Genomic DNA, 14543 nt, shown 5'->3' on the forward strand with positions numbered 1-14543 from the left:
CTAGCTGGGGATGACGCGGATTTCGTCGCCCGCTTCGCCCGCCGGGTCGGTCTCGGTGGTGAACCAGTGGGTCACTTCGCCGTCTTCCAGGTCGGCGGGGATGTCGCCGGTGGGGAGGACCGAGAGCGCGCCCGCGGTCGACGACGACAGGAACTCGTCGATGGCCGCGGTGCCGGTGGAGGCGGTGGTGTACGTGGTCGACTCGTAGTCGATCTCGTGGTCGGCGCGCAGGGTGGCCGCGCGGTCGAGGGCCTCGGACTGGGTGAGGGTGGCCCAGGTGTCGGCGTGGCGGTAGATGAAGGCCGGGTCGGTTTCGGAGAGCGGGCGGACTCGGTCGGTGTAGGAGACCGGGTGCGCCGGGCGGGCGGTCAGGTCGGCCTGGACCTTGGGGTCCGAGGGGACCAGCCAGCGGACCGAGCTGGCGGCGGGTTCCAGGGCGATGCCGAAACCGGCTCCGGCGGCGAGGATGTCACCGAAGGAGAGGGTGTCGGCGAACAGTGCCGCGGCACCGGCCTTCTGGATGGCCCAGACCGCCACGACCGCGTCGACCGAGTGCGGTAGGGCGACGGCGACGACGTCGCCGGGGCCCGCGCCGCGGTCGATGAGCAGACGCGCCAGCTGGGAGCTGCGGCGGTCCAGGACGTGGTACGCGATCTCCTCGCCGCCGGACAGCAGGGCGGGCGCCTGCGGGTCCTCCTCGACGACCTCGGCCAGCACGTTGGCCACGGTCGCCGTGCCCACCCGCGCCGCGTCGGCCGCGGAATCGGCCGGGGTGACGGCGCTTTCGGCGAGGATGCGGGCGCGTTCGGTGGCATCGAGGATGTCGATGTCACCGACCAGGCCGTCGGCATCGCCGACCAGCGCGTCCAGGATCCGGTTGAAGCGCGCGGCGAGGATGACGACCTCGTCGGCGGTGAACCGGCTGCCCAGGTAGCGCATGGAGATGTCGATGGTCTCGCCCGCCATGATGACCAGGCTCATCGGGTAGTGGGTGTTGTCGTTGATACCGACACCACTGACCGACATGCCGTCGATGGAGCTGGCGGCCGCGATCGCGTCCTTGTCCACCGGGTAGGACTCGAACGCCATCATGGTGTCGAATTCCGCTCCGGCGCCGGCCAATTGCAGGATCTCGGTGAGCCCGATGTGGTGGTGCTCGAGCAGGTCGGCCTGATCGCTCTGGACGCGCTGCAGCAGCCCGCCGATGGTCAGGCGATCGTCGACCCGGATGCGCACCGGCACCGTGTTGATGAACAGACCCACCATGGCTTCGACGCCCGGCAGGTCGCCGGGGCGGCCGGAGACGGTGGCGCCGAACACCACGTCGCTGCGCCCGGTGAGGCGGCCGATCAGCACCGCCCAGGAGGTCTGGATCAGCGTGTTCAGCGTGACGTCGAGTTCCCCGGCGCGCTTGGTGAGCGCGCGGGTGCGGTCGGCGTCGATATCGACGGTGTAGCGGCCGATCTCGTAGTTCTCGTCGCGGGTGGCGGCCGGCGCGAGCTGGGTGGGCTCGCTGACCCCGGCCAGGGCGCGCTTCCACGCCTCGATCGATTCGTCCCGGTTCCGTCCGGCCAGCCAGGCCAGGTAGTTCCGGAACGACGGCACCCGGGGCAGCACCGACGCGTCACCGCGCACCGCGTACAGCACCAGCAGGTCCTGCATGAGCAGCGGCATGGACCAGCCGTCCACCAGGATGTGGTGGGTGGTGATGACCAGGTGCACCAGGTCGTCGCTGATCCGGAACACGGTGAACCGCATGAGCGGCGCCGCGGACAGATCGAAGTGATCGGCGCGATCGGCCTCGATCATCTCCCGCATGCGCGGATTGCGTTCGGCCTCGGGCAGATCCGTCAGGTCGATGACCTGGAACGGCGCTTCCACGCGATCCAGCACGACCTGGTGGGCCTGACCGTCGGCGTCGGTGACGAACGCGGTCCGCAGGCTCGGGTACCGGTCGAGGATGGCCTGCGCGGCCACCTTCAAACGGTCCACGTCCACCACACCGCTCAGGTCGAGCACGGTCTGAATGGTGTAGACGTCCACCGTGTTCTGGGTGAGCAACGCGTGGAACAGCAGACCGGACTGCAGCGGCGAGAGCGGCCACACGTCGCCCAGGGCGGGGTAGTTCCGTTCCCAGACTTCGATGTCGGACTGCGCGACCCGGACCAGCGGCAGGTCGGACGGCGTGAGACCGCCCGCCTCCGGCCGCTGGGCGTGCGCGGCCAGCGCGGTCAGCGCCGCCACGAACAGGTCGGCGAACTCCTGCACCCGCTCGCGCTCCAGCAGGCCGCGCGGGTAGGAGAAGGCCGCGCCCAGCTGCGGGCCGTCCTCGCCGTCGGTGACGATGGCGTTGATGTCGAGGGTGGCGTTGGCGGGCATGTCGGCGTCCATGTCGCCGTCCAGGCGGCCCAGGTCGTCGACCGGCACCCAGCCGATCTCGGCCATGCCCTCGGGCGCTTCGCCCGCGGACATGCGGCCCAGGTAGTTGAAGCTGATCTGGCCGACGTCCCGCAGCTGCGGGGCGGTGTCGGGGTTGAGGTGCCGCAGCAGACCCCAGCCCAGACCCTTGTCGGGCATGGCGAGCAGCTGTTCCTTGACCGATTTCACGATGTCGCCCAGGGCGTTTCCACCCGCGAACGCGTCGTCGAGGTTCGCGCCGTTCAGGTCCAGGCGGACCGGGAAGGCGGCGGTGAACCAGCCGACCGTGCGCGAGAGGTCCGCGCCCGGAACGATCTCCTCTTCACGGCCGTGGCCCTCGAGCTTGATCAGCGCCGAGCCGCCGGTGGTCTCGCCGCGCCAGCGCGCGACGGCCATGGCCAGCGCCGAGAGCAGGCCGTCGTTCACGCCGCCGCGGTACAGGCCGGGGACGGCGGTGAGTACGGCGTCGGTGACCTCGGCCGGAACGCTGACCTCGATCCGCTCGACGGTGTCGAAGGTGTCGACCTTCGGGTCGAAGGCCCGCGAACCCAGCTGCGGGTCCGGGGTTTCCGTGACCCGCTGCCAGAACGGCAGTTCCGCGACCCGCGCCTCGCTGCGCGATTCCTCGACCAGGGCGTGCGCCCAGCGGCGCAGCGAGGTGCCGGTCTCGGGCAGCGCGATCGGCTGCTCGAAGGCCACCTGCGACCAGGCCAGACCCAGGTCCGGGATCAGGATGCGCCAGGAGACGCCGTCCACCACCATGTGGTGCGCGACGATGAGCAGCACGTCGCGGCGGACGCGCGCCTCGTCGGAACCCTCGGGGGCGAAGGCGAACCAGACGAACTGCACCATGGCGGCGTTCGCCGGATCCAAACGGCCCAGGGCCGCGTCGAATTCGACGCTGCCGACGCGGGTCAGCTCCTCGTCGGAGATGTCCGCGGCCAGTTCGACCCGGTGCACCAGCGCGTCGACGTCGACGGCCCCGCGCGGCAGCGCCTCGAATTCGAACCCGTCCGAGGCGTTTCCACGCAGGCGCGAGCGCAGCACGTCGTGGTGGTCGAACAGGGCCGAGATGGCCCCGACGAGCACCGGTCGCGTGATGCCGTCCGGCAGGCGCAGCGGCATGGTCTGCGAGAACCGCTCGTAGGACGAACCGCTCGACAGGATGGCGTGCATGATCGGCGTCAGCGGGATGTCGCCGACCCCACCGCCGGGCAGTTCGGCCAGCTTCTCCTGCGCGGTGTCGTCGCCCAGCGTGGCCACTTCGGCCAGGCCCGCGACGGTCCGCTGTTCGAACACGTCGCGCGGCGAGAACTTGATGCCGCGCGCCTTGGCCCGCGAGACCAGCTGGATGGACAGGATCGAGTCGCCGCCGAGGGCGAAGAACGAGTCGTCCGCACCCACCTGTTCCACGCCGAGCACGTCGGCGAAGACCTCGGCGAGCGTCGCCTCGAGTTCGGTGACCGGAGCGCGGAAGTCGCGCGCGGTGAACACCGGCTCGGGCAGCGCCCGGCGATCCAGCTTGCCGACCGGGGTCAGCGGGATGGCGTCCAGGACGGTGATGGCGGTCGGGACCATGTATTCCGGCAGGCGGCCCGAGACGTGCTCGGTCAGCGCCGGAATGTCGATGCTGCGGCCCGCGACCGGGAGCACGTAGGCCGCCAGGATGGTGGCCCCCGCCTCGGTCTTGTGGCCCACGGTGACCGCGAAGTCGACCGTCTCGTGCGAGGCCAGCGCCGCGTCGATCTCACCGAGCTCGATACGGAAACCGCGGACCTTCACCTGGAAGTCGTTGCGGCCCACGTATTCGACCAGGCCGTCCGGGGTCCAGCGGACCACGTCACCGGAACGGTACATGCGCTCGCCCGCCACGAACGGGTTGGCGACGAACCGCTCGGCACTCAGACCCGGGCGGTCGTGGTAGCCCCGCGAGAGCTGGATACCCGACAGGTACAGCTCACCGGCGACGCCGACCGGCACCGGCCGCAGTCGCGCGTCCAGGATCAGCGCCTGCATGCCGCGGATCGGACCACCGATGGTGACCAGATCACCCGGAACCAGCGCGTCGCTGATGTTGGTCATGATCGTGGTCTCGGTGGGGCCGTAACCGTTGTGGAACGCACGAATCGTGCGGTTCTGCTGCGCCCCCTCTCCGATGGGCACCGCCCACTTCTCGACCAGATCGGCCGGGACGGCCTCACCACCGGCGACCAGCACCCGCAGCGAGTCCAGACCCTTCGGGTCGAGGGTGGCGAGCGCGGCCGGGGTGATGAACGCGTGGGTGGCCCGCTCGCGCTTGATCAGCTCGGCGAGCTCCTCGCCGCCGTAGACGCCCGGCGGAACCACCACGAGGGTGCCGCCCGCGCCGATGGCGAGCAGGTACTCCAGCACCGACGCGTCGAACGACGGCGACGCGAAGTGCAGTGCGCGCGAACCGGAGTCGAGGTGGTAGCGCACGATCTGCTCGGTGGCGAAGTTGGCCAGACCGGCGTGCGTCACCACGACGCCCTTGGGCATGCCCGTGGTGCCGGAGGTGTAGATCACGTACGCGACGTGCTCGGGCCGGACCACGCCCCACCGCTCGGCGTCGGTGACGGGTTCGGCCGAGTGCGAGGCGATCTCGGCGTGCACCATCGGGTCGTCGAGCGAGATCCAGCCCGCCAGGCTGGCGACCGGCGGCAGCCCCTCGAGTTCGGCGTCGATGGTCAGGCCGAGCACCGCGCCGGAGTCGTCGACCATGTGCGCGATGCGGTCCGCCGGGTAGGACGGATCGACCGGCACGAACGCCGCGCCCGACTTGGCGACGGCCCAGATGGCCAGCACCGATTCGAACGAGCGCCGGATGGCCACGGCGACACGGGTTTCCGGTCCGGCGCCGCGCTCGATGAGCACCCGCGCCAGACGCGAGGAGGCCGCGTCGAGTTCGGCGTAGCCCAGGGCCTGGCCGTCGAAGGCGACGGCCTCGCCGACCGGGTTGTTGGCGACGGCGTCGGCCAGCAGCTCGGGCAGCGTGCGCGGCGCGATGGCCGGTCCGCCGGTGCGGGCGATCAGGTCGGCGCGCTCGTCGGCGGCCAGGATCTCCAGGTCGCCGACCGCCTTGCGGGGCGCGGCGACGATCTCGGACAGCAGGCGGACGAACCGCTCCGCGAAGCCCTCGACGGTCTCCTGGTCGAACAGGTCACGGGCGAAACCGAATTCGGCGTACATGCCCGCGTCCGCGTCGGCCGGGGCCTCGGTCAGGGTGAGCATGAGGTCGAACTTGGCGATCTCGTTCTCGAAGTCGACCGCGGCGGCCTTCAGGCCGGGCAGCTCGAAGGAGCCGCCGGGCAGGTTCTCGAACGACAGCGCCACCTGGAACAGCGGGTGCCGCGCGGTGGAGCGTTCCGGGTTGAGCAGCTCGACGAGCCGCTCGAACGGAATGTCGGCGTGCGCGAACGCCGCCAGGTCGCTGTCCTTGTTCGCGGCGAGCAGCTCGGTGAAGCCGGTCTGGCCGCTCACCTCGGTGCGCAGCACCAGGGTGTTGACGAACATGCCGATCAGATCGTCCAGCTCGGCTTCGCCACGGCCCGCGATGGGCGCGCCGATTGCGATGTCGCTGGTGCCGGACAGACGCGCCAGGAACACCGCGAGGGCGGTGTGCACGACCATGAACATGGTCGCGTTGTTGGTGCGCGCGATCTGCTGCAGGCCGCGGTGCAGGTCGTTGGAGATCGGGAACAGCACCCGGCCGCCGCGGAAGGTCTGCGCGGTGGGGCGCGGGCGATCCGAGGGCAGGTTCAGCTCGTCGGGCAGGTCGGCCAGCGCGGTGCGCCAGAATTCGGCCTGGGCCGAGATCAGGCTGGTGGCGTCGTCCTCGGAGCCCAGCACCTCGCGCTGCCAGATCGAGAAGTCCGCGTACTGCACCGGCAGCGGGGCCCAGCCGGGCTGCACGCCGGCGGCGCGGGCGGCGTAGGCCACCATGACGTCGCGGGTGAGCGGGCCCATGGACCAGCCGTCGGCGGCGATGTGGTGCGTCACGAAGACGAGCACGTGCTCGACGACGGCGGTGCCGTCAGCGGACTCAGCAGGCGCATCCTCGACCCGGAACAGCTTGGCGTGCAACGGAACTTCGGTGGTGACGTCGAAGCCTGTGGTGATCAGAGCGGCGATCCGCTCGGTCACCGATTCGGCTGTGACGGTGACCGGACGCAGATCCGGCATGGCCTGCGCGGCGGTCACGATCACCTGTGCGGCAGCGCCGTCGACCTGCGGGTAGATGGTGCGCAGCGTCTCGTGGCGGCCGATCACGTCGGACACGGCCTCGCGCAGCGCGTCCACATCCAGCGCGCCGGTCAGGCGCACGGCGACGGGCACGTTGTACGCGGCCGACGCGGTGTCGAACTGGTTGAGGAACCACATGCGCTGCTGTGCCAGCGACAGCGGCACGGTCTCCGGTCGCGGTCCGGCGGTGAGCGCCTTGCGATCTCCCGCTCCGGCGTGCTGCTCGACCTTGGCGGCCAGCCCGGCGACGGTCGACGCCTCGAACACGGCGCGCACCGGCACCCGCGCGTCCAGGGCCGCGCCGATGCGCGCGGCGACCTGGGTGGCGAGCAGCGAGTTGCCGCCGAGGGCGAAGAAGTCGTCGTCCGCGCCGACCCGCTCGACACCGAGCACCTCGGCGATGACGCCCGCCACGATCTCCTCGATCGGGGTGGAGGGCGCGCGGAAGGCGGTGGTCTCGAACTCGGGCTCCGGCAACGCCTTCCGGTCCAGCTTGCCGTTCACATTGAGCGGCAGGGCGTCGAGCACCACGAAGGCCGACGGCACCATGTACGACGGCAGACCCGCCGACAGCGCCGACTTCACCAGCGGCACATCCACACCCGAGCCGGACGGCACCAGGTAGGCGACCAGGCGGTCACCGGTCTTGGCGTCCTGCTTGGCCAGCACCGCGGTCTGCGCGATCTCCGGCAACGCCAGCAGCGCGGCCTCGATCTCGCCGAGCTCGATACGGAAGCCGCGGATCTTCACCTGGAAGTCGGTGCGGCCACGGTACTCGAGTTCGCCGTTCGCCTGCCAGGCGACCAGGTCACCGGTGCGGTACATGCGCTCGCCGACGGCGAACGGGTTGGCCACGAAGCGATCCGCGGTCAGGTCCGGTCGCGCGAAGTAGCCGCGAGCCAGCTGGGCGCCGGCGAGGTAGAGCTCACCGGACACGCCGTCGGGCACCGGGTTCAGGCGCGCGTCGAGCACGTAGACCCGCGAGTTCCACTCCGGCGCACCGATGGACACCGAACCCCGGTCGGCGTCGGTGACCTGGTGGCTGGTGATGGACACCGCGGCCTCGGTCGGGCCGTACAGGTTGAACAGCCCGGCATCCGGGTTCCCGGCGCGGAAGCGCTGGGCCACGGCGGCGGGCAGCGCCTCACCGATGGCCAGCACCCGGCGCAGCGCGTCGTTCATGGTGCCGTCGCCCGCGGTGAGCAGTGCGTCGAGCATGGACGGCACCACGTGCAGGGTGGTGACCCGCTCGCGCGCCATCAGCTCGTTCAGGTACGCCGGATCGCGGTGGCCATCGGCCGCGGCGATCACCAGGCGGCCACCGGTGACGGCGGCCGACCAGAACTCCCAGACCGAGAGGTCGAAGGTGGCGGCGGTCTTGAGCAGCACCGCGTCGTCCGGGCCGAGCCCGAATTCCGCGCTCTTCCACTGCAACTGGTTGGCGATGGCCGCGTGCGGCAGCGCCACGCCCTTCGGGCGGCCGGTCGAACCGGACGTGAAGATGACGTAGGCGGTGTGGTCCGGACGCAGCGGGGCGACCCGCTCGGCGTCGGTGACCGGAGCGAGGTTCGCACCGGACAGCGTCAGCTCGTCCATCCGCACCAGCGGCGCGATATCGGTCGAGAACTCGGCCGCGGCATTGGTCAGCACGCACACGGGCGCGGCGGTTTCCAGGATGTACCCGGTCCGCTCGGCGGGCTGGTCGGGGTCGACCGGCACGTAAGCGCCACCGGCGACCGAGACCGCGTACATGGCCACGATCAGGTCGATCGAGCGCCGCAACGCCAGCGCGACCCGCGCCTCCGGGCCGACGCCCATCGAAATCAGGTGCCTGGCGAGGCCGTTGACCCGCGCGCCGAGTTCGCCGTAGGTCAGCGTCTCGCCGTCGGGGCCGATGAGGGCGATGGCGGTCGGCTTGGCCGCCACGGTCGCGGCGAGCATCGACGCCAGCGTCGCGCTCGCATCGACCTGGTGCGCGGTGTCATTGCGGCGGTCCAGGATCTCGGCCCGCTCGGCGGCGGCCAGGATCTCGATCTCGCCGACCGCGATCCGCGGCGCGGCCACGATCTCGCGCAGCAGGGCCACGAAGCGATCGGCGAAGCCGACCACGGTCTCCCGGTCGAAGATGTCCGTCGCGTAGGTCAGGATGCCGGTGATGCCGTCGGCCGCGCCGTCGTCGCCGTACAGGTCGGAGACGATCAGGTGCAGGTCGAACTGCGACAGCTCGGTGTCCACGTCCAGACCGGACACGCTCAGGCCCGGGAGTTCCAGGGTGGAGCGGGTCAGGTTCTGGAAGGACAGACCCACCTGGAACAGCGGGTGCCGCGCGGTGGAGCGGGCCGGGTTGAGCACCTCGACGAGGCGCTCGAACGGCACGTCCGCATTGGCGTAGGCCTGGATGTCGGTCTCGCGCTGCCGCGCCAGCAGGGCGTCGAACGGTTCGCCGCCGTCGACCTCGGTGCGGAACACCAGGGTGTTGACGAACATGCCGATGAGGTCGTCGAGGACGGCCTCGCCACGTCCGGCCATCGGCGTACCGATGGCGATGTCGCTGGAGCCCGACAGACGCGCGAGCAGCACGGCGAGCGCGGTGTGCACGACCATGAACAGCGTCGCGCCCTCGGCGCGGGCCAGATCGACCAGCCCCGAGTGCAATTCGGCGTCGATGCGGATGTCGATCTTGCCACCGGCGAAGGACTGCACCGCCGGACGCGGCCGGTCGGCCGGCAGGTCCAGCTGGTCGGGCAGCCCGGCCAGCGCCTGCTGCCAGTAGGCGACCTGCTTGGCGGCCAGCGAGTCCGCGTCGTTCTCGTCACCGAGCAGTTCGCGCTGCCAGATGGAGTAGTCCGCGTACTGCACCGCGAGCGGGGTCCAGCCCGGATCCTGCTCGAGGGAGCGCGCCGCGTACGCGGTCATCAGGTCGCGGGTCAGCGGGGCCACCGAGGAGCCGTCACCGGAGATGTGGTGAATGACCAGGGCGAGTACGTATTCCGCGCTCACCGGGGCGTTCGGGTCCACGGCCGGGTACTGGCCGGTCGGGGCGATGTCGGCGAAGTCGAAGGTGTAGGCCGCCGCGTGCGCGGCCGCCTCGGACTCGACGACCGGAGCCGCCGCGTCATCCTCGATCCTGAACAGCGCCACCTTGATCGGCACCTCGACGGTGACGTCGAAGCTGGTGGAGGTCAGCTCCACCACCGCGCCGACGACCTCGTCGGTCGTCACGGTGCGCACCGCGAGCTCGGGCACGGCCTGCGCCGGCGGCAGGATGACCTGCACCGGACCCTGCTCGGTCTGCGGGTAGATGGTGCGCAGGATCTCGTGGCGGGCAACCACATCCGCGATGGCGGCGCGCAGCGCGTCCTCGTCGAGCGCGCCGGACAGGCGCACCGCGACCGGCACGTTGTAGGCCGCCGAGGCGGTGTCGAAGCGGTTGAGGAACCACATGCGCTGCTGGGCCAGCGACAGCGGGATGTTCTCCGGTCGCGGTGCGGCGGTCAGCGCCTTGCGGCCACCGGCCCCGGCGTCGCGTTCCACGCGGGCCGCGAGCGCGGCCACCGTGGACGCCTCGAACAGCAGTCGCACCGGCACCCGGGTGTTGAGCGCCTCGCCGAGGCGCGCGGCGACCTGGGTGGCCAGCAGCGAGTTGCCGCCCCACTGGAAGAAGTCGTCGTCCAGGCCGATACGGCCGGATTCGACGCGCAGCACCTCCGCGAACACGCCCGCCACGATCTGCTCGATCGGGCTGACGGGGGCGCGGAAGACCGCCTTCTCGAAGGTGGGCTCGGGCAGTTCCTTGCGGTCCAGCTTGCCGTTGGCGTTGAGCGGCAACGCGTTCAGCGGCATGAAGACCGACGGGATCATGTACGACGGCAGCTCGGCGGCCAGCGCCGACTGGAGCGCCTGCTTGTCCGGATCGCCGTCGGCGCCGACCACGTAGGCCACCAAACGGTCGCCGAGCACCGGGTCGGTGTGCGCGACCACGGCGGCGGAGGCGATGGAATCCAGGCGCAGCAGCGCGGATTCGATATCGCCGAGCTCGATGCGGAAGCCGCGGATCTTCACCTGGAAGTCGGTGCGGCCCCGGTACTCGAGTTCGCCGTTCGCCTGCCAGGCCACCAGGTCACCGGTGCGGTACATGCGGGAACCGTTGTCAGCGAACGGGTTCGCCACGAAGCGGTCCGCGGTGAGGTCCGGGCGGCCGAAGTAGCCGCGCGCCAGCTGGGTACCGGCCAGGTACAGCTCGCCGGAGACGCCCACCGGCACCGGCCGCAGACGCGAATCCAGCACGAACACCTGGGAGTTCCATTCGGGCGAGCCGATGGACACCGACAGCTCGTCGCGTTCGGTGACCCGGTGGTTGGTGATGGACACCGCGGCCTCGGTCGGGCCGTACAGGTTGAACAGCTCGGTGCGCGGACGCTCCCGCAGCACGCGCTGCGCCAGCGGGCCGGGCAGCGCCTCACCGATGGCCAGGATGCGCCACAGCGAGTCCGGCAGCCCGTCGGTGAGCAGCGCGTCCAGCATGGACGGCACCACGTGCAGGGTGGTCACCCATTCGCGGGCCATGAGCTCGTTCAGGTACGCCGGATCCTTGTGCCCGTCGGGCGCGGCGATGACCAGGCGGCCACCGCAGGCCGCGGCGGACCAGAACTCCCAGACCGAGAGGTCGAAGGTGGCGGCGGTCTTGAGCAGCACCGCGTCGGCCGGGTCGAGGCCGAATTCGGTGACCTTCCACAGCAGCTGGTTCACGACCGCGCCGTGCGGCAGCGCCACACCCTTGGGGCGGCCGGTGGAACCGGAGGTGAAGATGACGTACGCCGTGTTGGCGGCGGTCAGCATCCGCACCCGGTCGGAGTCGGCGATCGGCTTGGCCGAATGGGCGGACAGGTCCAGCTCGTCGATGCGCAGCACCTCGGCCAGCTCGGTCTCGAAACCGACCGCGGCCGTGGTGAGTACGGCCTTCGGCGCGGCCGTCTCCAGGACGTAGCCGACGCGCTCGGCGGGCTGATCCGGATCGATCGGCACGTAGGCGGCGCCGGCCTTGGCGACCGCGTACATGGCGACGACCAGGTCGGTGGACCGTCGAATGGCCAGGGCCACCCGGTCTTCGGTGCCGATGCCGCGCGCGATGAGCTCACGGGCCAGCTGGTTCACCCGCGTGTCGAGTTCGGCGTAGGTGAGGTTCTCCACACCGTCCGCGGTGTCGGCGACGATGGCCACGGCCTTCGCGTCGTCGGCCACCGCACGGTCGAGCAGCGAGACCAGAGTGGCCTCGGAGCCGCCGTCGAACACCGCGTTCACATCCTGCGCGGTGTTGTTCCACCGGCGCAGGATCCGGGTGTTCTCGTCCTCGTCGAGCAGGTCGATGTCGCCGACGGCGACGGTGGTGTCGGCCAGGATGGCGTCCAGCACCCGCACGAACCGGTCGGCGAACGCGCGCACGGTCGATTCGTCGAACAGGTCGACGGCGTAACCGAATTCGGTGAGGATCTCGGCCGGGGTGCCGTCCTCGGTGTAGCGGTCGTACAGCGTGACGTGCAGGTCGGTCTTGGCCAGCTGCGAGTCGAATTCGACCGCGGCCACGTGCAGGCCCGGCAGTTCGAAGGCGGTCTCGGCCAGGTTCTGGAACGAGAGGCCCACCTGGAACAGCGGGTTGCGCGCGGTGGAGCGGACCGGGTTGAGCACCTCGACGAGGCGCTCGAACGGCACGTCGGCGTTGGCGAAGGCCTCCAGGTCGCGTTCGCGGACCTCGGAGAGCAGGTCGGCGAAGCTCGCGTTGCCGTCGACCTGGGTGCGGAACACCAGGGTGTTCACGAACATGCCGATCAGGTCGTCGAGTTCGCGTTCACCGCGGCCCGCGATCGGGGTGCCGACCGCGATGTCGTCGGTGCCCGACAGGCGGGCGAGCAGCACCGCGAGGGCGGCGTGCACGACCATGAACAGCGAGGCGTTGTTGGCGCGGGCCAGTTCGTGCAGCTTGGCGTGGCGTTCGGCGTCGATGTCGAAGCGCAGCGCCTTGCCGTGGAACGACTGCGCCGGGGGACGCGGCCGGTCGGTGGGCAGCTCCAGCTGGTCCGGCAGCTCGGCCAGCGCGCGAGTCCAGTACGAGACCTGCTGGGCGGCCAGCGATTCGGCGTCGTCCTCGCGGCCGAGCACCTCGCGCTGCCACAGCGCGTAGTCGGCGTACTGCACCGGCAGCGGCTGCCACTGCGGCACATCGCCGTTCACCCGGGCCACGTAGGCGGCCATGATGTCGCGCGCCATCGGGCCCATGGAGGAGCCGTCGGCGGAGACGTGGTGGACGGTGAAGGCCAGCACATGCTGGGTGGTCTCACTGTCGGTGATCTCGAACATCTTGACCGCCAGCGGCACCTCGACGGTCACGTCGAAGGTGGTCATGGCGAATTCGATGATCTTGCCGAGCAGTTCGGCCTCGGTCACCGGCTCCGGCACCAAGGTCAGATCGGTCTGCGCGGCGGCCAGGATCACCTGGTGCGGGCCCTCGGCCGACCGCGGGTACACGGTCCGCAGCACCTCGTGGCGGGCGATCACATCGCCGATGGCCTGCTTCATGGCGTACAGGTCGAGCGCACCGGTGAAGCGGACCGCGAGCGGAATGTTGTCGACCGCCGAAGTGCTGGTGTCGAACTGGTTGAGGAACCAGTAGCGCTGCTGCGCCGGCGACAGCGGCAGGTGCGCGGGCCGTTCCCCCGCGACCAGGCTCGGGCGCCGGCCCGAACCGGCATTGCGTTCCACCCGCGCGGCCAGCGCCGCGACCGTGGACGCCTCGAACAGATCGCGCACGGCCAGTTGGGTGTCCAGGGCCGCGCCGAGGCGGGCGGTGACCTGGGTGGCGATCAGCGAGTTGCCGCCGAGTTCGAAGAAGTCGTCGTCGACGCCGACCCGTCCGACGCCCAGGACGTCGGAGAAGGTGCCCGCCACGATCTCCTCGATCGGGGTGGACGGCGCGCGGAAGACCTTGGCCTCGAACACCGGCGCGGGCAGCTGCTTGCGATCCAGCTTGCCGGAGGCGTTGAGCGGGAAGGCGTCCAGCACCACGAAGGCGGCCGGGACCATGTAGCCGGGCAGGCCGTCCTGCAGTTCGGCGCGCACGGCGTCGAGGTCGACGGTGTGGCCGGTGGTGGGGATGACGTAGCCGACCAGCTGCTCGCCGAGGCGGTCGTCGGCGCGGACCACCACCACGGACTGGGCGATGGAGTCGATGGCGGTGAGCGCGGCCTCGATCTCGCCGAGCTCGATGCGCAGACCGCGCAGCTTCACCTGGAAGTCGGTGCGGCCCAGGTATTCCAGCTCGCCGCGCGGCGTCCACTTCACCAGGTCGCCGGTGCGGTACATGCGCTCGCCGTCGTGGAACGGGTCCGCGACGAAGCGGTCGGCGGTCAGCTCGGGGCGGGCGACGTAGCCGCGCGCCAGCTGCACGCCCGCGAGGTACAGCTCACCCGCGACGCCCGGCGCGACCGGGTGCAGACGCGAATCCAGCACGTACACCCGGGTGTTGAAGACCGGCGCGCCGATCGGCACCGACAGCGTGTCGGCGTCGTCCACCTCGTGGTAGGTGACGTCGACGGCCGCTTCGGTCGGGCCGTACAGGTTGTGCAGGCGGGCCCCGGTGAGCTCGCGCAGCTTCTGCGCGGTCGGCGCGGGCAGCGCCTCACCCGAGGCGAAGACCTGATGCAGCGAACTACGTGCGGAGGCCTTCTCGGTATCCAATTCCTGGCCGGCCAGGGTGGCCACGAACACCGACATCATCGACGGCACGAAGTGCGCGGTGGTGACACCGGTCTCGGTGATCAGGTCGGCCAGGTAGCCGGGATCGCGGTGGCCGTCCGGCTTGGCGATGACCA

At 70.8% G+C, this 14543-nt stretch carries 1 protein-coding gene (running past one end of the window); it reads right to left on the reverse strand.

Annotated features, from left to right (window positions below; translation table 11 throughout):
- Positions 1-14543, reverse strand: partial view of a non-ribosomal peptide synthase/polyketide synthase gene (locus ACQPYY_RS30440; protein ID WP_433591904.1) — the end only. 29755 nt of this gene lie beyond the right edge of the window; the window shows 14543 of its 44298 coding nt (coding positions 29756-44298); its start codon lies beyond the right edge, outside the window — the gene reads right to left on this strand; the stop codon is at positions 1-3.

Source organism: Nocardia sp. CA-145437 (assembly GCF_050956485.1).
Taxonomy (GTDB): Bacteria; Actinomycetota; Actinomycetes; order Mycobacteriales; family Mycobacteriaceae; genus Nocardia.